This is a genomic window from Halapricum desulfuricans (assembly GCF_017094465.1).
Classification (GTDB): Archaea; Halobacteriota; Halobacteria; order Halobacteriales; family Haloarculaceae; genus Halapricum.
The window spans coordinates 1,688,062-1,713,398 of record NZ_CP064791.1; the positions used below are offsets into that span (position 1 = coordinate 1,688,062).

The 25,337-nt window shown below is 63.8% G+C and carries 26 protein-coding genes and 1 pseudogene; 11 read left to right on the top strand and 16 right to left on the bottom strand.

Going from position 1 to position 25,337, the window contains the following annotated elements; translation table 11 throughout:
* Positions 1-55 precede the first annotated feature (55 nt).
* Genes HSEST_RS08585 through HSEST_RS08595 form a run of 3 tightly spaced genes read left to right on the top strand, consistent with a single transcriptional unit; the run spans position 56 to position 2,486 of the window.
* Complete coding sequence (locus tag HSEST_RS08585; RefSeq protein WP_229120527.1) at positions 56-739, top strand: potassium channel family protein; 684 nt, start codon at positions 56-58, stop codon at positions 737-739.
* On the top strand, positions 736-2,289 hold the full coding sequence (locus tag HSEST_RS08590) for a TrkH family potassium uptake protein (RefSeq protein WP_229120528.1): 1,554 nt from the start codon (positions 736-738) through the stop codon (positions 2,287-2,289). The genes HSEST_RS08585 and HSEST_RS08590 overlap by 4 nt, the downstream gene beginning before the upstream one ends.
* Positions 2,286-2,486: a hypothetical protein gene (locus HSEST_RS08595; protein WP_229120529.1), complete on the top strand. Its 201-nt coding sequence runs from the start codon at positions 2,286-2,288 to the stop codon at positions 2,484-2,486. Before HSEST_RS08590 ends, HSEST_RS08595 begins: the two co-directional genes overlap by 4 nt.
* A gap of 30 nt (positions 2,487-2,516) precedes the next feature.
* On the opposite strand, the gene HSEST_RS08600 is transcribed toward HSEST_RS08595, so the two are convergent.
* A complete protein-coding gene (locus HSEST_RS08600; protein WP_229120530.1) occupies positions 2,517-4,319 on the bottom strand; it encodes a formate/nitrite transporter family protein in 1,803 nt (600 codons plus the stop codon).
* A 137-nt stretch (positions 4,320-4,456) separates the two neighbouring features.
* Here HSEST_RS08600 and HSEST_RS08605 point away from each other — a divergent pair, with 137 nt between their 5' ends.
* The 3 genes from HSEST_RS08605 (at position 4,457) to HSEST_RS08615 (ending at position 6,341) form a co-directional block, all read left to right on the top strand.
* Entirely contained in the window at positions 4,457-4,879 is a 423-nt protein-coding gene (locus tag HSEST_RS08605; RefSeq protein WP_229120531.1) for a DUF302 domain-containing protein, read from the top strand.
* Positions 4,880-5,073: 194 nt separating this feature from the next.
* Positions 5,074-5,694 carry a serine O-acetyltransferase gene (gene cysE / locus HSEST_RS08610; RefSeq protein ID WP_229120532.1) on the top strand — a complete coding sequence of 207 codons (621 nt, stop codon included), beginning with the start codon at positions 5,074-5,076 and terminating at the stop codon, positions 5,692-5,694.
* Positions 5,695-5,741: 47 nt separating this feature from the next.
* A complete protein-coding gene (locus HSEST_RS08615; protein ID WP_229122976.1) occupies positions 5,742-6,341 on the top strand; it encodes a DNA-3-methyladenine glycosylase family protein in 600 nt (199 codons plus the stop codon).
* Here HSEST_RS08615 and HSEST_RS08620 read toward each other — a convergent pair.
* The 3 genes from HSEST_RS08620 to HSEST_RS08630 all read right to left on the bottom strand — a co-directional run bounded on the left by HSEST_RS08620 (position 6,338) and on the right by HSEST_RS08630 (position 8,856).
* Positions 6,338-7,618: an MFS transporter gene (locus HSEST_RS08620; protein WP_229120533.1), complete on the bottom strand. Its 1,281-nt coding sequence runs from the start codon at positions 7,616-7,618 to the stop codon at positions 6,338-6,340. The two genes, HSEST_RS08615 and HSEST_RS08620, sit on opposite strands and share 4 nt — an antisense overlap.
* Positions 7,619-7,744: 126 nt before the next feature.
* Complete coding sequence (locus HSEST_RS08625) at positions 7,745-8,323, bottom strand: GNAT family N-acetyltransferase (RefSeq protein WP_229120534.1); 579 nt, start codon at positions 8,321-8,323, stop codon at positions 7,745-7,747.
* On the bottom strand, positions 8,323-8,856 hold the full coding sequence (locus tag HSEST_RS08630; protein ID WP_229120535.1) for a GNAT family N-acetyltransferase: 534 nt from the start codon (positions 8,854-8,856) through the stop codon (positions 8,323-8,325). The genes HSEST_RS08625 and HSEST_RS08630 overlap by 1 nt, the downstream gene beginning before the upstream one ends.
* A gap of 106 nt (positions 8,857-8,962) precedes the next feature.
* On the opposite strand from HSEST_RS08630, the gene HSEST_RS08635 reads away from it, so the two are divergent.
* Positions 8,963-9,808 (top strand): aldo/keto reductase, encoded by an 846-nt coding sequence (locus HSEST_RS08635; protein WP_229122977.1) that lies wholly within the window; start codon positions 8,963-8,965, stop codon positions 9,806-9,808.
* 45 nt (positions 9,809-9,853) lie between these two features.
* Here the strand turns inward: HSEST_RS08635 and HSEST_RS08640 are convergent, their stop codons facing one another.
* The 8 genes and pseudogenes from HSEST_RS08640 to HSEST_RS08675 all read right to left on the bottom strand — a co-directional run bounded on the left by HSEST_RS08640 (position 9,854) and on the right by HSEST_RS08675 (position 16,934).
* A complete protein-coding gene (locus tag HSEST_RS08640; protein ID WP_229120536.1) occupies positions 9,854-10,813 on the bottom strand; it encodes a cation diffusion facilitator family transporter in 960 nt (319 codons plus the stop codon).
* Between the two features lie 118 nt (positions 10,814-10,931).
* Positions 10,932-12,008, bottom strand: coding sequence for an NAD(P)/FAD-dependent oxidoreductase (locus HSEST_RS08645; protein WP_229120537.1), 1,077 nt, complete (start codon positions 12,006-12,008; stop codon positions 10,932-10,934).
* 108 nt (positions 12,009-12,116) lie between these two features.
* Positions 12,117-12,503, bottom strand: a complete 387-nt coding sequence (locus HSEST_RS08650) for a winged helix-turn-helix transcriptional regulator (protein ID WP_229120538.1) — start codon at positions 12,501-12,503, stop codon at positions 12,117-12,119.
* Positions 12,504-12,587: 84 nt separating this feature from the next.
* Positions 12,588-13,034: pseudogene (locus HSEST_RS08655) on the bottom strand (helix-turn-helix domain-containing protein); the annotation flags it as partial.
* Positions 13,035-13,090: 56 nt separating this feature from the next.
* Positions 13,091-14,311, bottom strand: coding sequence for an RNA-guided endonuclease InsQ/TnpB family protein (locus HSEST_RS08660; RefSeq protein WP_229120540.1), 1,221 nt, complete (start codon positions 14,309-14,311; stop codon positions 13,091-13,093).
* Between the two features lie 301 nt (positions 14,312-14,612).
* Entirely contained in the window at positions 14,613-15,251 is a 639-nt protein-coding gene (locus HSEST_RS08665; protein WP_229120541.1) for a DsbA family oxidoreductase, read from the bottom strand.
* Between the two features lie 78 nt (positions 15,252-15,329).
* Positions 15,330-16,049 carry an SDR family NAD(P)-dependent oxidoreductase gene (locus HSEST_RS08670; protein ID WP_229120542.1) on the bottom strand — a complete coding sequence of 240 codons (720 nt, stop codon included), beginning with the start codon at positions 16,047-16,049 and terminating at the stop codon, positions 15,330-15,332.
* A gap of 99 nt (positions 16,050-16,148) precedes the next feature.
* Positions 16,149-16,934, bottom strand: coding sequence for a TSUP family transporter (locus HSEST_RS08675; RefSeq protein WP_418886512.1), 786 nt, complete (start codon positions 16,932-16,934; stop codon positions 16,149-16,151).
* 152 nt (positions 16,935-17,086) lie between these two features.
* Between HSEST_RS08675 and HSEST_RS08680 the strand changes: the two genes are divergently transcribed.
* The 3 genes from HSEST_RS08680 (at position 17,087) to HSEST_RS08690 (ending at position 19,598) form a co-directional block, all read left to right on the top strand.
* The gene (locus tag HSEST_RS08680) at positions 17,087-18,523 is read left to right on the top strand and encodes a dihydrolipoyl dehydrogenase family protein (RefSeq protein ID WP_229120543.1); all 1,437 of its coding nucleotides are present in this window, start codon (positions 17,087-17,089) and stop codon (positions 18,521-18,523) included.
* Between the two features lie 84 nt (positions 18,524-18,607).
* On the top strand, positions 18,608-18,964 hold the full coding sequence (locus HSEST_RS08685) for a DsrE family protein (protein WP_229120544.1): 357 nt from the start codon (positions 18,608-18,610) through the stop codon (positions 18,962-18,964).
* 106 nt (positions 18,965-19,070) lie between these two features.
* Positions 19,071-19,598, top strand: a complete 528-nt coding sequence (locus HSEST_RS08690; RefSeq protein WP_229120545.1) for a metallophosphoesterase — start codon at positions 19,071-19,073, stop codon at positions 19,596-19,598.
* A gap of 186 nt (positions 19,599-19,784) precedes the next feature.
* Here the strand turns inward: HSEST_RS08690 and HSEST_RS14660 are convergent, their stop codons facing one another.
* Positions 19,785-20,717 (bottom strand): ArsR/SmtB family transcription factor, encoded by a 933-nt coding sequence (locus HSEST_RS14660; RefSeq protein WP_229120546.1) that lies wholly within the window; start codon positions 20,715-20,717, stop codon positions 19,785-19,787.
* 760 nt (positions 20,718-21,477) lie between these two features.
* Positions 21,478-22,089, bottom strand: coding sequence for a superoxide dismutase (sod, locus tag HSEST_RS08700; RefSeq protein WP_229120547.1), 612 nt, complete (start codon positions 22,087-22,089; stop codon positions 21,478-21,480).
* Between the two features lie 148 nt (positions 22,090-22,237).
* On the opposite strand from sod, the gene HSEST_RS08705 reads away from it, so the two are divergent.
* Entirely contained in the window at positions 22,238-22,993 is a 756-nt protein-coding gene (locus tag HSEST_RS08705) for an MBL fold metallo-hydrolase (RefSeq protein WP_229120548.1), read from the top strand.
* Between the two features lie 10 nt (positions 22,994-23,003).
* Here the strand turns inward: HSEST_RS08705 and HSEST_RS08710 are convergent, their stop codons facing one another.
* Both HSEST_RS08710 and HSEST_RS08715 read right to left on the bottom strand, forming a co-directional pair.
* A complete protein-coding gene (locus HSEST_RS08710; protein ID WP_229120549.1) occupies positions 23,004-24,158 on the bottom strand; it encodes a sensor histidine kinase in 1,155 nt (384 codons plus the stop codon).
* Positions 24,159-24,234: 76 nt separating this feature from the next.
* Positions 24,235-25,302: an mRNA surveillance protein pelota gene (locus HSEST_RS08715; protein ID WP_229120550.1), complete on the bottom strand. Its 1,068-nt coding sequence runs from the start codon at positions 25,300-25,302 to the stop codon at positions 24,235-24,237.
* Between the last annotated feature and the right edge of the window lie 35 nt (positions 25,303-25,337).

Sequence of the window (25,337 nt, forward strand, 5' to 3'; positions counted from 1 at the left end):
ACGAGTCACCTGCGAGTCGATAGTTTTTCCACCTATTCTCTCTGAATTGCCGATCATGTATCTCATCATCGTCGGCGCGGGCGACATCGGAACGCCCCTGATCGAGATTGCGACTCGATCGGGCAACGAGGTCGTCGTCATCGAACGTGACGACGCGAAGGCAAACCGGGTCGCCAGCGAATACGACTGTCTGGTGTTGAACGCGGACGCGACGGTGCGCGAAACGCTTGAGGACGCGGGTGCTGACCAGGCGGACGCGGTCATCTCCACGACTGATCAGGACGCGACAAACGTTATGGTCTGTCTGCTCGCACAGGAGTTCGACGTTCCGAGTATCCTGTCGGTCGTCCACAACCCCGAGCATATGGACCTTTTCCGGCAGATCGGCGTAAACACGATGGAGAACCCCCAGCAACTCATCGCCGAGCACCTCTATCGGTCCATCGCCCGTCCTGCGATCGTCGACTATATGCGGATCAGCGAGGAGGCTGAAGTCTTCGAAATTACGGTCACGGAAGACGCACCGATTGTCGGGAAAACACTACAGGAGGCCGCAGCCGGGGACCTTAGCGACGACATCCTCGTCGTCGCCATCGAGCGCGAGGGCACGGACAAGCCGATCACCCCACGCGGGAACACGCGAATCGAAGCCGGTGACCTGCTGACTGTCTACTCGGCAGTCGGCGCAAATCCGGAGATCACGGACATCTTCGGCCATTACGAGGACACCACGGAATGAACGGGACGAAAGCGACGCTCGGACGTGACATCGGCCGGATGCTCGAAGCGCTCGCCGGACTCGTCGGGGTCACGGCGGTCGTCGCGCTCGTCTGGGGCGAGTTCTACGTCGTGCCCGCGCTCGCGGTCTCGGCGGCGATCCCGTTCGGCGTCGGGTACGCGCTGACGACGCTGTTCGCGGACGCCGAGGACCCCGGGAAACTCCACGGGATGATGGTCGCGGCCTCGGGCTGGTTCGCGGTCGCGCTGTTCGGCTCGCTACCCTTCCTGCTCGTCGCCTGGACTGCCGAACTCGATCCGGCACTGCTCTCGGTCCCGTCCTCGGCCCGGACCACGACGCTCGCGGCGTTCACGGAACCGCTGAACGCGTTTTTCGAGAGCATGAGCGGCTTCACCGGGACGGGGCTGACCATGACCGACAACGAGGAAGTCCTGCCCCGGACGCTGCAGTGGTGGCGATCGTTCATCGAGTGGATCGGCGGCGTCGGCGTGATCGTCCTGACGACGGCGATCCTCGCCCGACCCGGCAGCGGGTCGCTGACGCTCTACGAGAGCGAGGCGCGCTCGGAGAAGATCCATCCCTCCATCGTCTCGACGGTCCGAACAATCTGGTGGATCTTCGTCCTCTTTACGTTCGTCTCCATCACGCTGCTGTGGCTGGTCGGGATGCCGATCTGGGGGGCGATCAACCACGCCATGACCGGGCTGGCGACCGGCGGCTTCTCGATCACGGATAACTCGATTGCGACCTACGACAGCGTCGCGATCGACTTCGCGCTGCTGCCGATCATGACGCTCGGCTCGATCGCGTTCCCGATCCACTTTCTCATCCTCCGGGGCGACCTGAAGAACTTCTACACCGACCTCCAGACGCGGTGGGTCTTGGGCGGGTTCACCCTCGGATCGGCGTTCCTCTGGGCGCTGGTGTACTTCGGCGGCACCTACGGCTCGGCGTTCACGGCGTTGCGTTACGCGCTCTTCCAGTTCGTCTCCGCGATGTCCTGTACAGGCTTTCAGACGGCCGTCAGCTCGACGAACGTCGCGCTGGGCAACTGGACGGCCGCCGCACAGCTGACCGTCGCTGGCGGGATGGTGGTCGGCGCAGCCGCGGGGTCGACCGTCGGCGGGATCAAGCTCATCCGGCTAGCGACGCTGATCAAGGGCATCCAGCACCGCGTCTCCGACGTGTTCTATCCCGCATCGGCAGTCCGACGGCTTGAGATCGACGGCCGTCGACTGGACGAGCGCGAGGCCAGACGGGAGTTCGAGGAGGCGGGGATCATCGCCGTCCTCTGGGTCGTGTTCCTCACGATCGCGATGTTCGTATTGTTGCTCGTCCTGCCGATGGGCGAGTACACCCTCGAGAACGTCATCTTCGAGGTCGCCAGCGCCCAGGGCAACGTGGGCCTGTCCGCGGGGATCACCGGGCCGTCGATGCCCGATCTCGGCAAGGTGATGTTCCTGTTCAACATGTGGATCGGCCGCCTGGAGATCATCCCCGTGCTGGTGTTGCTTCGGGCGATATTCAAGCGCGGAGGGGTCTACCAATGAACGTCCAGGACGTCCCGCTGATCGGACAGGTGCTCGAATCAGGCGCCGACGACCGGGTGCTCGACGGCCTGCTGCTATCGGGCCCGATCGTCATCGCGCTCATCGTCCTGCTGGGGCGGAATCTGTTGACCGAAGGGATTGCCGTGACGTATCTGCTCGTGTTCGTCGGCTACGTGGCGTATCTGGGCCTGCAGTGAACGTCGGCCGCACATCTATGAGACACTCTCTTACCGTCGTCCGAACAGACGCCGCCAGAGGCTCCGACCGTTCGACCGCTCCGCGATGACGACCGAAGCGTCGACCTCGTCGAGGATGTCCAGATGGAGCGTGTTGCGGACCAGACGCGCGAGCACACCACGCTCGCTGGCTCCGAGGATCAACATCGTGTGGTCCTTGGCCTCGCGTTCGATCGTCGCCTCGATTTCGCCGGACTCGTCGACGAGTATCTCGGCGTCCTCCAGCCCGTGGTCGATCGCCCAGTTTTCGAGGAACTGCTCGCCGTCCTCGACGTCTTCGGGGCCGTCCGCGACGTACAGGAGCGTCACCTCAGCATCTCCGACCGACTGCAGCGCGGACGCGACTTCCGCGCTCAACTCGGCGTTGGGGCCACCGATCGTCGGGAGCAGGATCCGTGACGTGTCGATCCCCTGGTCGTCGACGATCAGGAAGTCACATGGGAGTCGGTTCGTGAGTTCGCCGATCGGCCGTTCGGCGCGCGCGGCGTCCCACAGGCGGTCCTCGCCCCAGCCCATCACGACGAGGTCGGCGTCGTCGCGGTCGGCGATCGTGAACAGCTCCTCGAACGATCGGTGGGAGACGACCGTCGAGGTCTCGACGTCGACGTCGTATGCGTCGGCGACGCTACAGACCTCCGAGAGCAACTGATCCGATTCCTCGACGAGCTCCCGTCTGGAGTTGCTGTCGTATCGGCTCCGGGACGGCGTCTGAACGACGTACACGGCGTGGACGACCGCCTGTTCGTGCGCGCTGGCGATGGCGCTGGCGAACTCGACCAGTCGCTGTTCAGTGCGGGGGTTCGAGATCGGGACGAGGATCCGGTAGGTCCCCTCGTCGGTGCGAGCGTGTTTCGCAGCCGTGTCGATCACGGGGACGTACGACCGTCCGACCAGTCCGCCGAAGGCCCACTCTTTCGGTGAGAGCCGACGGTTCGCCCCCTCGAAGCGGGCCGACTCCAGTCGGTGTTCGGTCGTCTGGAAGTAGTTGACGACTGTCACGAGCACCACGCCTCCAACTGTGTTACCCAGCAAAACGGGAATGACGAAGTCCGTCATTCCGACCAGAACCGCCAGATCACCGACAAACACCAGATACAGCATCTCGGTGAACGAGACGACGACGTGGAAGAGTCCGCCCAGCGGGATCGCCAGAAAGGCGAGATAGACGACGACCAGCCGGGAGATGGTATCGCGTGCGCCGTACTCGACCCAGACGACGCCGGCGACGATCAGGCCGGCGAAGGCGGCCTTGGTAAACAGCGCGGCGGGCGCGGTCTCGATACCCTTGTGGGCAATGTCGTAGGCCACCAGGGCTTCGGCGTCAGAGAGGACGCTCCCGTATGCCAGCGCCGCTGCCCCGAGGGCACCGCCCATGAAGTTCCCGGCCAGGACGACGACCCAGTTACGAAGCAACGCCGGGACGCTTGCGAGGCGCTCGATCGTGAGCGCGACCGGCGGCAGCGTGTTCTCGGTATACAGCTGATAGCCGCCGATGATGATGTAGATGAACCCGAGCGGATATAGTAGCGCGCTCAATATCGGGTGCCCTCCGGTCGAGGCCGTCAGTGAGACGTACAGCAGGAAGGTGATCGTGATCGCGAAGCCGGCTGCCAGCCCGCTAAAGAACAGTTCCCGGCTCCCGGAGGTGATCTCTTCGTCGGCAGCGGCGATGATCCGCTGAAACACCTCGTCGCTCGAGAACCGGTCGCGGATCACCCGGCCGGCCGCAGGAGCGCCGCTTCTGGAGCGCTCGACCGCTTCTCTGACGTCTTCCTCGCCGTCGGAATCCCTCATCGATCGGGTGCTGTGGCGGCACCGGCAAGGGTGTTTCCCTTGACCACCAACGTCGACCGAACGTGGGGAGTCGCTTACCCGCCTTCGCTGATTGCCGGCCCCGGAGGACTCATCCGTCCAGCCACTCTAGTGGACATATGGCACCATACACGAACCAGTATCGAGTCGACGCGACCTTTGACGAGACGATCGACGCCGTGACCGACGCCCTCTCCGAAGAAGGGTTCGGCGTCCTCGCCGATATCGACATGCAGGCCGCGTTCCAAAATAAACTGGACAAGGAATACGCACGATACCGGATTCTGGCCGCGTGCAATCCGCCGCTGGCCTACGACGCGCTCGACATCGAGTTCGAACTCGGGGCGCTGTTGCCCTGCAACGTGGTCGTCTACGAGACCGACGAGGGTGCGACTGGCGTGAGTGTCGTCGACCCCCGGGAACTGATGTCGATCGTCGACAACGAGGACCTCGAACCGATCGTCGAGGACGTTGCAGATCGGCTGGAAGCCGCGCTGGAGGCCGTTCCGCAGGCTCGCCCCGTCGACGACAGCGCAGCGTAATCCCGGAGCCGACATGACCGACAGGATCACGTCATTTTTGTTTCCGCTCCCCCAAGATCCGGATATGCGGGACTCGCGCACGACCGCAGTCCGCTCGTGTACCGACAGCCAGCTCTGCCCAGCCGCGCTGGGCTGTCGGTGACGTTCTCGTCCGCTGGGCATCGTCTCTGACTACCACATAGACTACACGACAAATGTTCAATCGTATCCGCGAGGACGTCCGGACCGCACGCGCCAAGGACCCGGCCGCGACAGGTCCGCTGGAGGTCCTCCTCACGTACCCGGGATTGCACGCTATCTGGCTGTATCGCATCGCACACTGGCTACACGGGAACGGGTTCGGGTTGACGGCCCGCCTGCTGTCACACGTGACCCGCTTTCTCACCGGCGTCGAGATCCATCCGGCCGCCGAGATCGGCGATCGGTTCTTCATCGATCACGGGATGGGGACCGTGATCGGCGAGACCGCCGAGATCGGCGACGACGTGCTGCTCTACCACGGCGTCACGCTCGGCGGGAAGTCCATGCGCCGCGAGAAGCGCCATCCGACTCTGGAGGACGGCGTCACGATCGGCGCGGACGCGACGCTACTCGGCGACATCACCGTCGGTGAGAACGCCAGCGTCGGTGCCGGAGCGGTCGTCCTCAGCGACGTGCCATCTGGGATGACCGTCACCGGCAACCCCGCGGAGGTCGCCGGCGACAGCGACGACGTTCCGCTGACCGACGACGTTCGCGCCAACAGCGGGTCGGCGTCGGACGGTGACGCATTACTCGGGGCGGACTGCTGTGACGACGACAGCGGCCTCCAATAGCGCGCGCAAACGCTCTCGCCGATGACTTTCGATTCCTCCAAATGCCGATGACTCCCGATCCCAACGAGTCCCTTCGAGCCGACTCGAAACTCGGACCCGCCGTCGACGCAGTCGGACCGCTCCGCGTCGAGCCGGCCGAGGACTTCTTCGCGCGGTTCGTCGTCTCGATTCTGCGCCAACAGGTTTCGATGGAATCGGCAGCGGCGACCAGAGAGCGGCTGTTCGACGCGATCGAGGTCACGCCCGAAGGCGTCCTCGACGCCGACGACGAGATCCTCCGGGACGCCGGTCTGTCCCGCCAGAAAACCGGATACGTCAACAACGTCGCTCGGGCGTTCGTCGAGAACGGGTACTCCCGGGCGTATTTCGAGGGGATGGACGACGACGCTGTCCGGGCGGAGCTGACCTCGATCACCGGCGTCGGCGCGTGGACGGCCGACATGCAACTGCTCTTCTCGCTGGGCCGGCCCGACGTCTTCCCGGTCGGTGATCTGGGGATTCGGAAGGGGATGGCCCGACTGTTCGACGATCTCGCCGTCGAGGATCGAGCGGCGATGCGTGACCGCGCCGAGCGCTGGGCACCGTATCGGAGCTACGCGAGCCTGTATCTGTGGCGCGGGGTCGAAGGCGACGATGTCGACGGTTAGTCGACGGGACCGGGAGTCGCTTCGGTCGACTCCCCAGACCGATCGGGTACGTCTACCTCGCGGATCGGCGTCGCGAACACGTACAGCAGCGCGGCCCCGACGAGGAACGAGGCCCCGAGTGCAGCGACGGCAGCGATCGGCGTGAAGAGATCGGCGAACGCGCCGCTGCCGATCCTGAAGGGCACGCCGGCGACCGCCCGGACCATCGCGATCGCGGAGATGACCGTCGCGCGGCCGACCGAGCCGATGTGATCGTTGATGTAGCGGCTCGAGATGGGGAAGATCAGGCTGTTGGAGCCTTTCATCACGAAGAACATCGGGAAGACGGCGACCGGGGCGAACACGGGCACCAGATAGAAGGCGCCGATGGCGACCGGCAACAGCAACATCGCTTTGCGGACGCCGAGCCAGGACTCCACCTCGGCGGCGTAGTCGCTACCGATCGCCGAGATACCCATGAACGAGGCGTAGAAGAACCCGAGCGTCGCGGCCTCCTCGACGCCGTAGGTCGCGAGCACCGCACCGAAGGACTGTTCGAGCGCGTCGCGAACCACCGGCTGGATGTACATGTCGGCGGTCATCAACGCGCCGGAGAACAGTGACAGGTAGACCACGAACCAGCGGAGTTCGCGGGCGGTGATCCGGTCGCGGATCGTCGGCAGGGCGTCGAGCATCGAGAGGCTCTCGCCCTCGGCCTGGCGTTCGTCGTCGGCGGCGTAGGCGGCGTTTTTCGGCAGTCGGAGGACGAGACCAACGTTGAGCACGCTGAGCGCGACGGCGGCGTAGAAGGGGTAGTACGGATCGGCGACGTACAGCAGCCCCCCGGCGATCATCGTGACTGCCTGGACGGCCTTCGAGACCGCTCCTGCACGGCCGGAGACCCTGGTGTACTCGCCTTCGATGTCGTGTTCCTGGAGGGTGTCGTACAGCCAGGCGCTGCCGCTCCCGGAGACGAACGTCTGCCCGAACGACAGCGTTCCAAAGACGAACAGGAACCCCCAGAAGTCAGTCGCAAACAGATAGCCGGCGTTGGAGAGCAGGAACGTGACGGCGGCGATGACGAGGCTGTTGCGACGCCCGATCCGATCGCCGACGTAGCCCGTCGGGATCTCCCCGCCGACGACGATGAGCGCCTGGATCGTCGCGATGATACCGATCTCGGTGTAGCTCAGCCCGTTCAACAGGAGAAAGAGCGTGTAGATCGGATACGTGAATCCCGGACCGCTGGTCGCGCGGTAGAGGTAGTACTTCAGGACGGTGCGAGAGGCGTCGACCATGGCTGTGGATCGGTGTCTGTCAGTCTACGTTTGCGTGCCGAAGTTCGTTGCAACCTGCGAGCGGTGCGTGAGACCAGCGATCTGCGGGCGAGCCGCGCACCAAGGACCGGAGGGACGCGCTCGCGATCATCGGTCGGCGAGCCACTCTTCGGCGAGCAGCCCGTACCGTCGACTGTCGACGTACTCGCCCTCGTAGAACGTCTCCTTCCGGAAGGAGCCTTCCTGCTCGAAGCCGAGCGATTCGAGGGCGGCCTGGGAGGCGTCGTTGGGTTCGATGACCATCGCCCAGACCTTGTTGAGCCGTCGCTGCCCGAAAGCGTGATCCAGCAGGAGTGCCGTCGCTTCCGTGACGTAGCCGTTGCCCTGGTGGTCCGGCGCGATCCAGTACATGAGCATCCCAGATCCGTGCGGCTGGTTGACCCACGGGATGCCGACCTCGCCGACGCGGGTCAGACCGTCCGCGTCGCCGGTCGTCATCGCCTCGCGGTCGCCCGTGCAGATCAGAAACGCCATCCCGTCGTCGTCATCGCCGTACACGCGCTCCTCGAAGTGCTCCTCGACCTGCTGGCGGTTCCGCGGCGAGACGTCCGTCAGCGGTCGCCGGATCGACTCCTCGTTGCGGTGTTCTTCGAAGAACTCGTAGTCCTCTTCTTCCCAAGTGTGGAGACTGACCGACTCGCCACGGAGGAACGCGGGACCGGGCATCAGACATCACTCCATTCCGTTTCGAGCAATCCGTAGCGCAATACGTCGACGTGTGCACCGTCCTGGAACATGGCCTCGCGGAACTGCCCCTCGCGGGAGAACCCCAGTGATTCGAGCAGACCACGGGAGGCTTCGTTCGTGGCGAGACAGTCCGCCCGGACGCGATGGAGCCGAAGCTCTTCGAAGCCGTATTCGAGCAACAGCGACACCGCTTCGTGCCCGAGACCCTGGCCCTGATGTTCGGGCAGGATCCAGTAGGCGAGATCGGCCAGGCCGTCCCCCTCCCGGACGTCCGGGAAGGTGACGGCACCGACTGTCTCGTCGTCGGCCGTCGCGACGAACCAGTAGCCATCCCCACCTGAGACGGTGTCCTCGTGGAACTCCTCGAGGGCCTCGCGGTTCGTCGCCGAGTCGATACACAGCGGGACGCGGAGATCAGGGTCGTTTCGCGCGCGGGCGAACGCGCCGAGGTCGTCCTCCTCGACGGGATGGAGGGACACGCGTTCGCCGGATCGAAAGATCGGACCGGGCATGCCACCCTGTTCTGGAGGGGGACAAAAAGCACTTGTGGGGTCGTGACACGTGTTAACACCCGATTTCGGGCCAAAGCCCATGACGCTGGCAGTCGTGGGCGGGAGTATGGGACTCACGAACCGGAGCGACACGTTCGACCTCGACGGCGAGACGACCGTTCACCGACTGGGGTACGGCGCGATGCGAATCACGGGCGAGGACATCATCGGCCGACCCGACGACGAGGACGAGGCCCGGCGGGTACTCCATCAGGCGCTCTCGCTGGGCATTGATTTCATCGACACCGCGGACTCGTACGGCCCGGGCGTCAGCGAACGACTGATCGGCGAGGCGCTCGCACCCTATCCGGACGAACTGGTCGTCGCGACCAAGGGCGGACTGCTGCGCAATACGGACGGTGACTGGCTCCCGCAAGGCGATCCGGACTATCTTCGCAACGCCGTCCTCGCGAGCCGGGATCGATTGGGAGTCGACACGATCGACCTCTATCAGTATCACCGGCCGGATCCCGATACGCCGTTCGAGGACTCCGTCCACGCGCTCGCGGAGATGAAAGACGAGGGGCTGATCCGCCACGTCGGGCTGAGCAACGTCTCCGTCGAACAGCTCGAAACTGCGCGCGATATCGTCGACGTCGCGACTGTCCAGAACCAGTACAACGTCGCCGACCGCGAGGACGAGGACGTCCTGCAGGCCTGTGAGGAGTACGACGTCGGGTTCATCCCCTGGTTCCCGCTCGGGGCTGGCGAACTCGACGAGAAGGCCGACGCCCTCGATGCGATCGCCGAGGCACACGACGCCACCCGATATCAGATCGCGCTGGCGTGGCTGCTCCAGCACTCGCCGGTCACGCTGCCGATTCCCGGCACCTCAAGCGTAACACATCTGAAAGAGAACGTCGCTGCCTCCGAAATCGAATTGAGCGACGACGAATTGGCTCGTCTGCGATAGCGTCGCCGGAGTGGCTGAGAGGGGCGAGGATCGTCGCTCACAGCATCACTGTCGGGCGTCTCGCTCGGGCTCGATGTAGACTTTCTTGACGAACGGCTCGACTGCCCTCAGCTCCTCCTCGATATCAGTGATATGCCCGTCCATCTCGGCGGTCGCGATCCCGGACTCGAACGCCACGTCGGCGGTCACCAGGAGGCGACCGGGGCCGAAAAAGACCGTCCGAAAGTCGACGATCTCGGCCACGCTATCGTGGGCGGCGACAGTTTTTCGCAGTTGCTCTTCTTCCTCCAACGAGAGACTCTCACCCAGCAGGAGACGCTTGTTCTCCCAGGCCAGCGCCAGGGCGAATCCCATCAGCATGATCCCGATCAAAAGCGCCGCAGCGGCGTCGTAGACCGGATTGTGGGTCACTTCGGTGAGGTAGATGCCGAACAGCGCGAGCCCGGCCCCCGAGAGCGCGACGGTGTCCTCAGTGAACGCCGTCAGCGTCGTCACGTCGCTGGTCTCGTGGAACGCTTCCCGATAGCCGCTCCAGCCGTGGACCTCGATCTGGCGTTTGAGTTCCGTGTTGGCCTTGTGGAGGGCATATGCCTCGAAGAGAATTGCGCCGACCAGAACGGCGTAGTTGACGTAGACGGCGGGGAAGCTGACACCCAACAGCTCCGGTTGCGTCGGGACGCTGTGGGCCCCACCGTGGACCAGTTTCTCGTAGCCGTGGGTGGCACTCTCCCAGCCGGCGATGCCGAACAGGAGCACCGACACGAGGAAGCTGTAGAAGAACTGCGCTTTCCCGTATCCGAACGGGTGGCGCTGGTCTGCCGACTGCTGACTGTAGCGGATGCCAATCAGCAAGAAGACCTGATTCCCGGTGTCGGAGATCGAGTGATACGTCTCCGAGAGCATCGCGGGGCTCCCGGTGAGCGTGAATCCGACGAACTTCAGGACGGCGATCGCGCCGTTCGCCAGCAGCGCCGCGAGCACGACCCCCTTGCTGTTGCCAGCCATCCCCCGTGACTGCTCTGCCGACTGGCAAAGAAGTACTGGTCGTTCAGGTGCGTCGACGGGACCCGCAGGAGAAACTGTAAACAGCCGGCCCCTCGGCACATCGATTTTGTCACATCGATTACTGCCGTTCGTACGTGTGGAAATCGACCGCTTGCTCCAAGAGTTCGTCCGGAATCCCGGGCACTTCCTCGTCGCGGACGGCCCCCAGGTCGTCGAGTCGGTCGGGGTCGCGTGGGAAGTCACGCAACTCGAAGTGCACGTCGATCCCCGCTTTCGCGCCCTGGCCGAGCGCGACCGGGATCTGGTTGTGCCCCGGCGTGCAGTCGCCCACCGCGTAGACGCCGTCGACCGAGGTCTCGCCGTGGTCGCCGACCTCGATCGTGCCGTCGTCGTTGATCGCACAGCCGAGCTCCCGGGCCAGGCCGTTGTTGTACTCCGCGCCGTACATCGCGAACCCGCCCTTGTACTCGCGGGTCTTCCCGTCGCCGGACTCCGCCCGACTGCTCGTGGGGCGCTGTCCCACGCTGTCCTCGAATTCGAGCGCTTTCAGCCAGCCGTCCTCGCCGTTCTGGACGCCCGTGACGTCCGCGTGGATCACGTCGATAGGGTGGTTCTCCAGGACGGCGGCGCTCTCGTCGCTCCATTCGGGCTCCTTGCCGCGGGTCAGCAGGTCCACCTCGTCGGTGAAGTTCAGCATAATCGCGGCGACGTGGACGGCGCTCTCGCCGTGGCCCATCACGTACACCGGTTCGTCGACGAACATGTGGGCGTCACAGTGCAGACAGTAGTGCAGTCCCCGGCCGGTTCTGGGGAGCGGTGGGTCCGGACGGACGTCGTTGAACCCCGTCGCGAGCACGACCATCTCGGCGGCGTAGTCGGCGCTGTTGCCCGATAGTCGGAACTGCTTCTCGCCGTCTTCGGGACGGGAACACGAGGCGACCATATCGCGGTGGCTGTCACAGCCGTACGCTTCCAGTTGCTCCTGGCCGATCTGGAGAAACTCCATCCCGCTGGTCTCCTCGCGGACGCCCAGCAGGTTGTGGACTTCCTGCATCATCGCCGCACGACCGCCGCCGCGACTGACGACTGCCGTCTGGTGGCCGAGTCGCGTGCTGTACAGCGCCGCCGTCATGCCCGCGGGACCGCCCCCGACCACGACGACTTCGTACTCGTGGAGATCGGTTTCGTCGCTCACGTCCGGGAGGGACTTGACCGACGACTAAATAGATGTAGTTACACAGGCGTAACGACCTCTCAGACCGCTCACCCGCTCGATGCTGAACTGCCCCGTCCCCGTGCCAGGTTACGGGTTCGATTCGTCGATACCGTGTTCGACGCCCCAGCTGACCAGTTCCGAGACCACCGGTTCCAGTGCATCCCCGCGCTCGGTCAGCGAATACTCCACGCGAACGGGCTGGTCGTTGACGATCTCTCGATCGACGAGCCCGTCCTCTTCGAGACTCGTCAGGCTCTCGGAGAGCATCTTCGAGGAGATGCCGACGATCTCTCCTTTCAGCGCACTGAATCCCAGCGGGCCGTTCTCGAGCAGCTGGTAGACGATACGGAGGTGCCACTTCCGACTGAGTGTTTCCTGAACTGCGTCGAACACCTCGTCCGGTTCGACGAAAATCGTCCTGTCAATTCCCGCGCCCGATCCGCTCGACGAAACGATCCCCGATTCTGAACTCATGTAGTACTGTGACAGACGCCCGGACGGATAGTTAACCACACTCTGGCGGGAGATCCGTTCTCCCATCTCCACCAGATTTATATATCAGTTCGTCGGTCGACCGTCCCGGAACCGCTCCCAGAACACCTCGTTCAGCCCCTGCTCGGACTCGGCGTCCCGGTAATCCTCTTTGGTGAGGTTCGCCTCCTCGATGAGCGACGCGGCCTCGCCGGCCCACGCGTAGAAGCCGACCAGTGTCTCCTCGCGCATCTCGTCGAGCGCGATCGAGTGGTACACGTTGACGTATCCGCCGGACTCGCGGTTGAGTTGGGACTTCTCCAGCAGTCCGAACTCGACGAGGTCGTTGAGATACGTCCGGACGGTGCTGACGTCGTAATCGAGTTGTTCGGCCAACTCCTCCGGGGAGAGCGGTCCCTCACCGATGACACACAGACAGATATCGAGTCCGGGCTTGGGAAGACCGAACGCGTCGAGCAACACCTGGCGGACATCGGGCGGTCTGATGTCGAGTTTTGTCTCCGTGACCCGCTCCGTCACCTTCTCCGCCCTGAAGGGCGGAGCTTGTCGGTGGACTCCCGTTCTGACCACTAGACAGTGGTAGGCGTGAAGATGCCGTTCACGTTCACCGTCCCCGACTTCAGGGCAAGGTGACCGGTTGCCCCTCCAGAACCAGACTTCTGCCAGTTCTGGAGTAGTTTCCGGGCGATGTTCTTCGCTGCGTTGTAGTCGGCGTGGTATTCGCGCCCGCATTTCAGACATTCGAACTCGTCACCATCGCGGTTATCCTCGTGGGTAAAGCTACAGGCAACGTGACTACACCGTTGACTGGTGTACTGTGGCGCGATTTTCTCGACGGCAATCCCGTACTCGGCGGTTTTGTACTCGGTGTACTCCTGGATGCGACGGAACGCCCACTGCTGGAATTTGGAAGCGTCCGAGATACGTTCGCGGATATGTGTCAGCTTCTCGAACGCGATGTGCGTACAGTCGTGGGCGAGCGCTTCCTGCACCAGTGCCTTCGAAACACGATGCAGGTAATCTTCGCTCCAGTTAGCGAATCTGCCACCGAGTGATTGCATCGTCAAGTGGGCCGACCGTGTGCCTGTTTGTTGCATTTGTCCACGCCGCCTCTCGTATTCTCGGCGTTTGTGGTTGAGGTAGTCGGCGTTGCCGATGAACGCGCCACTCGAAGTGACAGCGAGATGTCCATCCACATTCAAGTCTACGCCGAGAACCGTTCCGTTCTCGGCATCTTCCGGCTCTGTGTCCGTCTCTTTCACGACAGCGATGTGGAGGTAGTAATCACCGTCACGGTGATGCAACGTCGCTTCGCGCTTCTCCCACTCGTCAGCAAAGTAGGTTGTCGGTGGCACATCCTCGTCAGGGAGGATGTACTCGGCTTCGATACGTCCGTCCACGGTGGCAAGCGTGGCGTGCTCGTCGTAGTAGGTAATCGCGTTGCGGTTGTAGACGACCGAATCCGACGTGAACTGTGGTTTCGAGGGATTCTCGCCATCTTTGCGTTTCTCGGCACAGGAATCGAGTGCGTCGGCGGCTCGATTCCGAGCGGCGCACACGAGGTCAGCGTTGAGTTCGTCGGTGGCTTCGCGTACCTCGTCGTATGTCCGGTCGTGTAGTTCAGTTTTCGACGTAACGATGTAGCCGTCTTCTGTGCCGTTCCAGCCGTCGTCTGCAACCATCTGCGCGGCCTGTTTGAAGCGGTCTATCGTCTCTTGGAGAAGGCGGTGAGCATCGTCGTCTACGTCGAGTTTCACGACGGCGGTACGTCGAAGCTCCACAATCACCATATGAGTTTGAATAAGTATAAAATTTATTCATATATTGGAACAGTAATAGAGAGTCAGTTGTGGTGTTGCCGGTGGATTGGGACACGGAGCGTACGCGATTCCCACCCGGCGTGAACGCCGGGATTCCCTCGCTGTATGAAGATGGGGCGGTCCCAGTCCTGAGCAGTCCGGAGCGCGCTCGATCTGCGTTTTCGAAGACGAACAGACCGCACCAGCAGGAGCGGAAGCCCGACCACTCGTCACTGAACGCCTGGGCGTTCCTCGACACGCATTCACGACGTACAGATCCGGCGACAGGACGTCAGCGCGTTCCCTCGACGAGTCGTTTCAGGTGTTCGGACGGGACCGCGCCCCGTGCGGCGTGCCCGTCGTAAGCGAACGTCGGAACGCCGGTGATGCCGTCCTGCTGGGCGTCAGTGAATCGCTCTCGAAGGCGGTCGCGGCGTTCCTCGTCGGCGACTGCCTGTCGGATCTCGTCACCGTCCACGCCGGCCTCTTCGGCGATGTCGGCCAACACGTCGACGTCACCGATGTCCCGCCCTTCGACCCAGAGCGCCTCGAAGACCGCCTCGTCGAAGGCGAGCCACCGGTCGGGATACTCGGCCTGCACATAAAGCGAGGCGACCTGCGCGTCGAAGGAATCGACGTCTTCGGGGAGATCGTCCAGCGACAGCATCTCGTCCGCGCCGTACTCGTCGCGCAGTCGGGCCACGTTCTGACGAACCTGCTCGAAGTACGCGTCGTCTTTCCCGTCCTCGACCGAGTGATCGATCTCGCCGTCTGGTCCGCGCTTGTGACTCCGAAGGTCGAACGGACGCCAGTCGATCGTCAATTCGCTCTCCCGGGTTTGCTGATACTCTTCGAGGGATCGTCGGCCGAGATAGCAGAACGGACACACGTAATCCGAGTACACGGTAATCCGGTCGTCGGTTCGGGTCATCGCCCGTCAGTACGGGCTCCGATCGGAAAAGGAGTCGAGTGAGATCGAGGTAACCGACTCCGGTGGGCGGTCGGCGTGCTAGATGAATTCAGAGTTTTGCGGGCCGTTCGTAACGTGTACCTCGAAGGGCTGGGTGCTCACGTCGTCCTGTTCGACGAGGTGCCAGTAGGTCTCGGCCATCTCGTCGGGATCGAGAAACGTCTCGTCCCTGCGGCCGGGGAACCGTTCGCGGACGCCTGGGGAGTCGATCTGGCCGTCGATCACCACGTGCGCGACGTGGATCCCTTCGGAACCGAACTCCTGGGCGATGTCCATCGCCATGCCACGGGCAGCGAACTTCGCCGCGGTGAACCCGATCGCTCCGCCGAGACTCCGCACTGCGGACGTCGCACCGGTGAAGATGACTGTCCCACCGCCCGTCGCAAGCATGTCCCCGACGGCCTCCTGTGAGCAGACGAACGCCCCGCGGCCGTTGACCGCCCAGGCCTGCTCGAACTCCTCGACACTGGTGTCCATCAGGCCCGTCCAGGAGGCGGCGCTCGCGTGGTTGACGAGTACGTCCACCGGACCGAACGCCTCCCGGACCGCCTCGAACCCATCGCGGATACCCTCGACATCAGTGAGGTCGGTCTGTACTGCGAGTCCCACTCCGGGATCAGGGAGATCGGCGGCGAGTTCCTCGAGGTAGTCCGCCGAGCGGGCGAACAGCGCGACCTGACAGCCCTCGGCCGCGAACTTCCGCGCGAGGGATGCACCGAGCCCTGGACCGACGCCGGCGATGACTGCTGTGCGTGGCATGGGTAGACGTGGCTCTCGCCGGACAAAACCGTGTTGACGAAGCTCGTCGGTCACAATCGCATTGACGAACCACCTCGGACGAAGCCGCATTGATTGCGTTCACGCGATACCGAGTCCGCCGAGGATCAGTCGGATCCCGATCAAGGTCAGAAGCCCGAGGACGCCGGCGCGGCGCTGTCGTTCGCCGATCCTCGTTCGGAGGCGCTTCCCGACGGCAACGCCGGCGACTGCCGGGAGTACAGCAACAGCGGAGGCGAGCGCGATCGCAAGGCTCGGGTAGAGACCGAGCGCGCCGGCGGCACCGATCCGGACCGCGTTGAGCCCGAGAAAGACCATCGCGACGACGCCGACGAACACGCCGTGAGAGAGGTCACAGCTCCGCAGGTACGCGATCAGCTGGACGCCGACGTTCGTCCCGCCAAACAGCAGCCCCGAGACGGCCCCGACGCCGATCATCCCCGCCGTCGACTCGACGAAACAGCCCTCCTTCGCACGGTCGAGGCCCGGAACCGGGACCACACGCTGGGCACTGGCGACGAAGGCCAGCGAGACCGCGCCGAGCCCGACCTTCAGCGGTCCCTGGGGGACGCGATCGAGAACGACGAGCCCGACGATCGTGCCGACCAGCGCGGCGAGGATCAGCGGCGTGAACCGGCGACCACACGTCCGCAGGTCTTCGAGCGAGAGATCCCGGATCAGCGAGAGGTTTACACCCAGAATAGGCGCGATCATGAACACGACGGCCGTCGCGGGGTCGATCGCCGTCGCCAGCGCCATCGTCCCCACGAGCGCGAATCCGAACCCGGCGAGGCCGTTGACCGCGCCAGCGACGACGATCACGCCGGCCATGGCCGCGATCAGTTCGGGCGTGAATGCTTCGAACACATGCTGCACACCGTTGGCAACGATCTAAACAGTATGGCTACCCCCAGGTAAGGGCGTAATCGGAGCGAGGGGCAAGTGTCCGTCGACGTGGCTGCCCCGCCTAACCGAAACGTTACTCGACCTTCTTTAGCGAGGCACTCGTCGGTGTCTCCATGCAAGAATTCGATTTCATGGTCATCGGCTCCGGTTCGGGGCTGGACGTCGCCAACGTCGCCGCCAACCAGGGCCAGTCGGTCGCGGTCGTCGAGAGGGGGCCGCTCGGCGGAACGTGTCTCAACCGCGGCTGTATCCCGTCGAAACACTTGCTGTACCACGCCGACATCCTGGAGACCGTCGAACGCGCCGACGAGTTCCGGATCGACGCCACAGTCGAAAGCGTCGATTTCGCTGAGATCGTTCGGGCAGTCAACGAGGAGGTCAGCGAGGACGCCGAGTCGATCCGTCGGGGGCTCGAATCCTCGGCTCGACACGACCTGTTCAAGGGTGAGGCCCGGTTCGTGGACGACCGGACCGTCGAGATCTCTGGGGGGGAAGACGATGGGGCCCGACTCCGCGCGGAGACAGTCCTCGTCGCCGCCGGGACGCGCCCGGCCGTCCCGAACATCGACGGCATCGACGAGGTCGAGTACATGACCAGCACGGAGGCGCTCCAGCTCGAAACACCGCCCGAGCACCTCGTGATCGTCGGCGGCGGATACATCGCCGCGGAACTGGGCCACTTCTTCGGGACCTTCGCCAGCGAGGTGACGATCGTCGGCCGGCGACCGACCCTCCTGCCGGAAGCCGACGAGGAGGTCGCCGCGGCCTTCACCGACCGCTACGCCGATCGCTTCACCGTCCACACGGGCCACATGGCCACGGCGGTCAGCGAGGAGAACGGCCAGATCACGGTCGAAGCACGGCCCTACGAGTACGGCGAGGACGCGGGCGTCGTCGAAGGCGAAGACCCCGTGAACGTGACGGGTGACGCGCTGCTGGTCGCCGCGGGCCGCGTGCCTAACACCGACGTTCTGAACGTCGAGGCGACCGGCGTCGAGACCGACGATCAGGGGTTCGTCGAGACCGACGAGTATCTGCGGACCGACGCCGAGGGGGTCTGGGCGCTGGGCGACATCGTCGGGGAGTACCTGCTCAAACACAGCGCCAACCACGAGGCCAGGACCGTGGCCCGGAACATCTTCGGCGGGGACCTCCAGCCAGTGGACTACAGCGCCATGCCCTTTGCCGTGTTCGCTTCGCCGGAGGTCGCCGGCGTCGGAGCGCACGAGTCGGAGTTGCGAGAGGACGACCACGAGTACGCGACGAACACCTACCAGTACGGGGACACCGCCCGCGGCGACGCGATGAACGCCGACGGGTTCGTGAAGGGGATCGTCGACCTCGACGGGACGATACTTGGGTGTCACATCGTCGGTCCGGACGCCTCGACGCTGATCCAGGAGGTCGTCGTCGCTATGAAATCCGGCTCGGGCACGGTCCGGGACGTCCGGAACGCGGTCCACGTCCACCCGGCACTGCCCGAGGTCGTCCAGCGGGCGTTCTCGGGGCAGTTCACCCGTGGAGGAGGCGAACACGACCACGATTACTGATCGGCACCACGTAACGTGTCCGTTACCCCGTTACCAGTTCGTTCGCAGAGACTTATTCCGCCACCGCAGCCATCGAGAGTTGTAATGACGAAAGCAGCAGTTATCATTCTGTCAGGAACAGAGTCACATGCGGACAGGGGGCGTCTCGTCAACGGACTGGAGACGGCCAAAGAGTTCGCAGAGACCGAGGGCGACGACGTCGAGTTGATCTTCGACGGTGCGGGCACCCAGTGGATCCCGAAACTCGAAGACGAGCGCAACGACTACCACGACCTCTACCGGACGGTGCGCGAGGACACGTCGGTCTGTGACTACTGTGCCGGGGCGTTCGGCGTCGCGGACGCGGTCGCCGACGCCGGCGTCGTGACGCTCGACGACCACGACGGCCACCCGAGCGTCCGGTCGCTCGTCGACGACAGCTACGAGATTATCACGTTCTGACTCGGTTGTACGATCGGATTGCAGGCCCAGCAGGCGCAAATCGCTGCTATTCGAGACGGCCGTCCGATTCCACAACAGTTGTCACGAGAGGTGCCCAGCGACCCGTATGCTCGTCGCACTCGGGGACACACACGGGACTCGATCACACAGACTCGAAGGCCGGACACGGAACGCGGTTCGAGAGGCCGAATACGTCTGTCATACCGGCGATTTCACGACCGAGCGTGTCTACGAGGCGATCGCCGAAGCGGCCGGTAGCGAACGGGACGGCGCGCCACTATCGGCAGTCACGGGCAACAGCGACGACCCGGATCTCGCGGATCAGCTCCCGGATACCGTCACTGTCGAGTACGCCGACCGGACGATCGTCGTCGTCCACGGCCACGAACACGATCGCACGGCGCTCTCGTTGCTGGCACGCCAGGAGGACGCCGATATCGTGCTCGTCGGACACACACATCGACCGGGCATCGAGGAAACACCACACTGTCTGCTAGTCAATCCGGGTAGCCACGCCGACCCGCGGGGGAACCGACCGGCGCACGGCGAGATAACACAACAGGGCCAGGGGGTACGAATCGAGATCCGGACGCCGGACGGCTCCCTGATAGCCGATCGGACGCTCTCGGACTGAGCGGCGGCAATCGCGTCTGGAGGGCCGAAGCGGATCGGCGGGCACGGGGTGGCGGCTGTAACCCGACCGCTCGTACTCGTCTTCGCGGGACGGACCAACCGTCACCATCGCTGTGTATTGGCGGGACGGTAAAGGTGCTACCGGAGGCTCAAATGACGGTTTGAGTTACAGTCCGAGGGGGAAGAGTCACCGGGCGTACCAGACGAACAGCCACAGCAGCAAGATTGCGAGACCGCCGGCGAAAAACAGGAGTCCGGGTTCGACGCCGGCTGCGACACCGGCAGTGTCGGAGGCCTGCGCTGTTGTCTCCTGGGCAATGGTCGTTGCTGTCGTGTCGACCCCCGTGCTCGCCGTATCGGTCATATTCGGGGTCGTCGCGTTCGCAACGTCGAGTACGTATTTCGTCCCGTTGCGGTCGACGAAATATAGGGACCCGCTGTCGGTCGCGTTCACCAGCGTTTCGTTGGCGACGACATCGGTCACGTTGCCGGTATACGTGTACGTTCCGTTCGCACCGAACGTCACGGCCGACTCATCAATCGTTTCGGAGGTCACTTCGGCCGTCGTCGGTCCCTCCTCGACGGGAAACATCTCGATCACTCCACCCGACTGCGAACCGGCGGTCCCGCCCGGTGTCGGCGTCCCAGCGCCGGTCGAAACGCCGTTGGTATCCCCGACCGTTCCACCGTCGCCGTACAGTCGCTGAACAGCGAGGCCCCCGATCCCGAGCAGCCCGACCCCGCCGAGCAGGCGCGACAGGGCCGCCTTGAGCCCCGTCGTCCCGTCCTCGTCACCGGCGAAGATGACCAGTGGCTTGTCAGCAGGGGCGTAGACGTCCATCTCCCGACCCTTCGCGGAGTAGGCCGTATCGACGACCGAAACCGCACCGGCCGACTGGAGCTTTTCGAGGTGGTACTGCGCGTTCTGCAGCGACGTATCTACCCGATCGGCCAGCTCCGAGGGGGGCGCGGGTTCCTCGTGCAGTTCGGCCAGCAGTTCTCTGGCCGTCCCGGAAGACAGCGCGGAGATCACATCGTCGGCGTCGTCACTGTCGACGCCGATCACCCGTGGCTCGGCGTCAGCGGACGACGTATCCGGCCTGGAGGGCAGCAGCGACATTATCATTCGATTACACAGCCCGGTGTATGAATCTTGTCCGTCGTGTCCGAGCAGCCAGCAGATGTTGACATCCTCCCCCGCGTAAACAGAGGGAGAGCGAAGCTCTCCCAGGCAGTCGGGCGTAGCCCGACGACGCGGAGGAATCCCGACCACGTTTGGGAGTTTCAGGTTTAACGACCCCACCGAACACCCAGTCAGTGCGAATCTGAGCAGGGTGTTCGCGGTCTAAACCGGGTGGGACTGCTGGGAGTGCCAAGCCCCCGGTACTCCTATCCTCGGTCATGTTCGGACTCCCAGAGTTGTTTTTGCCTCGGGGAGTCCGGCAGACTTCAACGGACCCGGAGTTACTTTGTGTGATGTGTGCGGGCAGTCCGGCACCGCGCTGGCTCATTATAGGAACCAACCGTTCACCGGACTGGTTCCGGATACTGTCTCATTGTTTGGGGCGCAGGCCGCCTCCGTAGGACGGGTCGGAATCCGCTCCATTCCGACTGATTCCTACTATATTGTAAGTCGATTTGTTACTTAAATGTTACTGTGTGAAACTCAGAGCAGGAGTTCGAACGGTGGTCTGTTACCCAGAGTGACGGCGCGTATCCACGTCCCCAGAAATCTCCGATTTCTGGTGTGCGAACGAGACGCGTCGCGTCTCGTCAACGGCCCGAAGGCCGTGGTATTGGGCCTGGTCAGCGTATAATACACAGCTATCGGACCCGCGTCGCTGATCGTCTGCAAAAAAACAGTGGTAGTTCAGTCCGACTTACTCGATGCGACCGACGACCTTCTCGTACTCTTGGGCGACCTTGTCCCAGTCGACGACCTCGAAGAAGTTGTCGATGAAGTCCCCGCGGTCCGGGCCGTAATCGTAGTAGTAGGAGTGCTCCCAGACGTCCAGCGCTAGGATTGGGTGGGAGCCCCACAGCGCGCCCTGATCGTGTTTGTCGACGACGAGGTTCCGAAGTTGCTTCGCGACCGGGTCGTATACCAAAAGCGCCCAGCCACCGGCGGCGCCAGCGGCGGCTTCGAACTCGCCCTTCCAGCCTTCGTAGGAACCGAAGTCCGCCTCGATACGCTCGCGGAGATCACCGTCGGGCTCGCCTCCACCGTTGGGGTCCATGTTCTCCCAGAACAGCGTGTGCAGGTAGTGTCCGCTACCGTTGTGGGTCACGTTCCGGATGGCGGCTCCCGAGGAGCCGAACTCGCCGGCCTCGCGGTTCTCCGCGAGGGTCTTCTCGGCGCTGTCGAGACCGTTGACGTACCCCTGATGGTGGGTGTCGTGGTGCCATTCGAGCACCTGCTCGGAGATGTGCGGTTCGAGGGCGTCGTAGTCGTACGGGAGTGGCGGCAGTTCGGGTTCCGAATATTCGCTCATTGAAATTCCTCCATGATACTAGTCGGTCGGTGACCTGTTAAACCTTGAGGAAACATTCGGTAACACCCCACAATATTTGGCCCCAGACGGGGACCATACGGCATCGCTGACCGCCACGTCTTTTCACGACCACCGCGATGTGACAGATATGAAGGTGACGTTTCTCGGGACGGGGAGTGCGATGCCAACCGGTGATCGCTTCCAGACCGGGTTGCTCGTCGAGTCCGGGTCGGATCAACTGTTGGTCGACTGTGGAAGCGGCGTCCTGCACGCCCTCCAGCGGACAGACGTTGGATACGAGGGTGTCGATACTGTCCTGTTGACACACCATCATCTGGACCACGTCTCGGACCTGCTGGCGCTGTTGAAAGCGCGCTGGCTCGCCGGGGCCGACTCGCTGGCGGTCGCTGGCCCGCCGGGCACCTCGACGCTCGTCGACGATCTACTCGACGTTCACGACTACCTCGACGGCCGGATCGACCTCGCGGTGAGGGATCTGACCGGGGAACCGTTCTCGCTGGCCGGATTCGACGCGCGAGCGACCGAAACCAGACACTCCAAGCAGTGTTTCGCCTATCGACTCACCCATCCGGCGACGGACGCGACCTTCGTCTTCAGCGGCGACAGCACAGCGACGCGGGAGCTGCTCGCGTTCGCCGAGGGAGCCGACGTGCTCGCCCACGACTGTTCGTACCCCGACAGCGTCGAGACCGACACACACGCGACGCCGAGACAGCTCGGCCAGGCGCTGGCGGCTACGGGTGCGACGTTCGATCGGCTCTATCTCACGCACCTCTACCCACACACGGACGGGCGCCATGAGGAGATGCTCGATTCGATCGGCGAGTACTACGACGGCGACGTGCGATTCGCCGCCGATGGGCTGACGATCGATCTGGGGTGAGTCGCCGGGATCAGACCCGCGGGAGCGTTACTTTGAACTCAGCGCCGCCGGACTCGCTGTCGGTCGCCGAAACGGAGCCACCGTACGATTCCGTCAGTGCGCGCACGAATCCCAATCCCAGTCCCGTCCCGCCGCTGTCCGGTCCTTTTTGCCCCATCTCGAACAGTTCGTCGCGAATCTCGTCCGGGATCCCGCTACCGTCGTCAGCCATACCGACGGTGACGGTAGAAGGGGTTTCCTCGACGTACATCGTGACCGTGACGTCGCCATCGTTGTGGACGGCCGCGTTCGACAGAATGTTCTGGAAGACCGAATCGAGCAAGTCCCCGCCGTAGACGCGATAGTCGAATGCGGACGGTTCGAACTCGATCGTCAGTGATTCGTACTGCGACCGGATAGTGTCGAGGACGGATCCGAGGACGACCCCGAGCGCGCGCGGTTCGGGTTCCTCTTCGGCCTCGAGCGTCGAGACGAGGTCGCCGACGCGCTGAATCAGGTCACTCGAACTCTCGGCCGCGCGGTGGATCTTCTCCGCGTAGCGCTCGTGTTCGCCGTCGAGTTCGTCCGCGAGGATATCAGCGAACCCGGAGATGACCTGGAGGTCGTTCCCGAGGTCGTGGCGTAACAACCGATCGTACAGTTCGATCATCTCCTTGCGCTTTTCCAGATCCGTCCGTGCCCGTTCGAGTTCCTGGTGCGACCGGATGTTACTGATCGCGGTCGCGGCGTGTGACGCCAGGATCTCGAGCGGTGTGGCGTACCTGTCGCCCATGTTCTCGTTACTAGTGGTTCTGACGACGAGGACGACGACCACGTCGTCGACGATCGTCGCAGGAACCGCCAGTGCCGTCCGTACGCCAGAATCGTCGCTTACGCGTGCCCCGTCCCCCGTCTCCACCGTCGTCTCACCGGTCTCGACAGTCGTGCGCGCGACGGCGCTGGGTCGGTCCCCAACCGAGAGCGACGGATCCGTACTCTCGATGATCTCCGGTTCGCCCGCCCGGACCTCGAGAAACGTCGTCGACGTGAAATCGAACAGCAGCGACACCGCCTCGAGCGTGAGCGAAACGACTTCGTCGACGGTCTCACAGCTGTTGAGCGCCTGACCGTAGTTGTTGAGGTCGGCAACCTGCCGGGCGAAGTCCGGCTGTTCTTCGAATGACATTTTCCGGGACAGACCCTAATTATCCTGGTATTACTGCATGAAGACAAAACCGTTTCGGTCAGCCCCGATATCGCACTCACGAGATCCGGTAACGCAAGAGCGCGGCGATCCCGCCGAGATTTGCCAGCTGCTGACCGGGGTCGAACTCACCGGAGAAGACCGTCACGTCACCGCCTTTCTGTTCGGTCGTCTCGATGATCCGATCGACGTCGATCCCCCACTCGCCCTCGCCGGATCGTTCGGAACGGAGTCGATTATCGAGGACGAGCAGGTGCTCGATCGCGCCGAAGTCAGCCGCCTCGGCGACCTGATCGGGTCCGTAGGCGACCTCCTCGCCGGTCGCGATCCGCTCAGTCAACTCGTCGATCAGTTCGGCCTCGGCCGCGATACGGGTCTGCTGCTGGATGTCCTCGACCGCGCCGCGCTTGAGGACCTCGTGGACGCCCCGATCACCGACGGCGCTGGTATCGACAGTCGTGATCGATTCGGCCAGTTCCGGGGCAGCGTCCTCGATGTGCTCCAGGGCGTCCTGTTTCGTGAATCCAGGGCCGGCGAGGACGATCGCGTCCACGTCGAGACGGCTCAGAACGTCGGCCAACTCCTCGAACAGTTCCGCACGCGAGCGGGCGTACTCGCCTTTCCCGGTCGGCCCGGCAATGCTGGCGCGCTCTTCGGTCCCGTACTGGGCGATCGTATGCACGTACGCCTGTCCCTCCTCGACGGTCGCGACGGCGACGTCGGGGCTGTCCGCCGCCTCCTCGGCCGCTTCGAGTCGTTCGAGCTGATCGGAGCTCCAGACCTTCTCGATCTCGAGTTCGGTGTGTTCCTCGACGTTGATCGTGTGATGTAACCCGAGCTGGTCCTCCCGCGAGCAGTCGGCGATGACGCCCGAGATGCGCAGTCGGTTGGCGAACTTCGCGAACTCGACGTCTTCGACGTCCAGTTTCACCCAGAGGTGCTCGCGTTCGCCCCCGGTGTCCCGGAGTTCCTCGTCGTCGCGCTGGATGCGTCGGGTCGTATCCCCGGCGACCTGATCGCCCGGATCGATCACGTACGAGAGGTGCCACAGGTCGTCGAGGCTCTCCGGGACGACAGTGATCCGCTCGCCCCCGCCCTCGACGCGCTGGCGCTCTGCGATTCGCATATTGTTTGCTCCGGTTGGCGTCGGTAAGTGCCTGC

Excerpts from the sequence above, each read along its gene's own strand:
- HSEST_RS08585 (WP_229120527.1), top strand. The coding sequence starts at position 56 with ATGTATCTCATCATCGTCGGCGCGGGCGACATCGGAACGCCCCTGATC.
- HSEST_RS08590 (WP_229120528.1), top strand. The coding sequence starts at position 736 with ATGAACGGGACGAAAGCGACGCTCGGACGTGACATCGGCCGGATGCTC.
- HSEST_RS08595 (WP_229120529.1), top strand. The coding sequence starts at position 2,286 with ATGAACGTCCAGGACGTCCCGCTGATCGGACAGGTGCTCGAATCAGGC.
- HSEST_RS08600 (WP_229120530.1), bottom strand. The coding sequence starts at position 4,319 with ATGAGGGATTCCGACGGCGAGGAAGACGTCAGAGAAGCGGTCGAGCGC.
- HSEST_RS08605 (WP_229120531.1), top strand. The coding sequence starts at position 4,457 with ATGGCACCATACACGAACCAGTATCGAGTCGACGCGACCTTTGACGAG.
- cysE (WP_229120532.1), top strand. The coding sequence starts at position 5,074 with ATGTTCAATCGTATCCGCGAGGACGTCCGGACCGCACGCGCCAAGGAC.
- HSEST_RS08615 (WP_229122976.1), top strand. The coding sequence starts at position 5,742 with ATGACTCCCGATCCCAACGAGTCCCTTCGAGCCGACTCGAAACTCGGA.
- HSEST_RS08620 (WP_229120533.1), bottom strand. The coding sequence starts at position 7,618 with ATGGTCGACGCCTCTCGCACCGTCCTGAAGTACTACCTCTACCGCGCG.
- HSEST_RS08625 (WP_229120534.1), bottom strand. The coding sequence starts at position 8,323 with ATGCCCGGTCCCGCGTTCCTCCGTGGCGAGTCGGTCAGTCTCCACACT.
- HSEST_RS08630 (WP_229120535.1), bottom strand. The coding sequence starts at position 8,856 with ATGCCCGGTCCGATCTTTCGATCCGGCGAACGCGTGTCCCTCCATCCC.
- HSEST_RS08635 (WP_229122977.1), top strand. The coding sequence starts at position 8,963 with ATGGGACTCACGAACCGGAGCGACACGTTCGACCTCGACGGCGAGACG.
- HSEST_RS08640 (WP_229120536.1), bottom strand. The coding sequence starts at position 10,813 with ATGGCTGGCAACAGCAAGGGGGTCGTGCTCGCGGCGCTGCTGGCGAAC.
- HSEST_RS08650 (WP_229120538.1), bottom strand. The coding sequence starts at position 12,503 with ATGAGTTCAGAATCGGGGATCGTTTCGTCGAGCGGATCGGGCGCGGGA.
- HSEST_RS08660 (WP_229120540.1), bottom strand. The coding sequence starts at position 14,311 with ATGGTGATTGTGGAGCTTCGACGTACCGCCGTCGTGAAACTCGACGTA.
- HSEST_RS08665 (WP_229120541.1), bottom strand. The coding sequence starts at position 15,251 with ATGACCCGAACCGACGACCGGATTACCGTGTACTCGGATTACGTGTGT.
- HSEST_RS08670 (WP_229120542.1), bottom strand. The coding sequence starts at position 16,049 with ATGCCACGCACAGCAGTCATCGCCGGCGTCGGTCCAGGGCTCGGTGCA.
- HSEST_RS08680 (WP_229120543.1), top strand. The coding sequence starts at position 17,087 with ATGCAAGAATTCGATTTCATGGTCATCGGCTCCGGTTCGGGGCTGGAC.
- HSEST_RS08685 (WP_229120544.1), top strand. The coding sequence starts at position 18,608 with ATGACGAAAGCAGCAGTTATCATTCTGTCAGGAACAGAGTCACATGCG.
- HSEST_RS08690 (WP_229120545.1), top strand. The coding sequence starts at position 19,071 with ATGCTCGTCGCACTCGGGGACACACACGGGACTCGATCACACAGACTC.
- HSEST_RS14660 (WP_229120546.1), bottom strand. The coding sequence starts at position 20,717 with ATGTCGCTGCTGCCCTCCAGGCCGGATACGTCGTCCGCTGACGCCGAG.
- sod (WP_229120547.1), bottom strand. The coding sequence starts at position 22,089 with ATGAGCGAATATTCGGAACCCGAACTGCCGCCACTCCCGTACGACTAC.
- HSEST_RS08705 (WP_229120548.1), top strand. The coding sequence starts at position 22,238 with ATGAAGGTGACGTTTCTCGGGACGGGGAGTGCGATGCCAACCGGTGAT.
- HSEST_RS08710 (WP_229120549.1), bottom strand. The coding sequence starts at position 24,158 with ATGTCATTCGAAGAACAGCCGGACTTCGCCCGGCAGGTTGCCGACCTC.
- HSEST_RS08715 (WP_229120550.1), bottom strand. The coding sequence starts at position 25,302 with ATGCGAATCGCAGAGCGCCAGCGCGTCGAGGGCGGGGGCGAGCGGATC.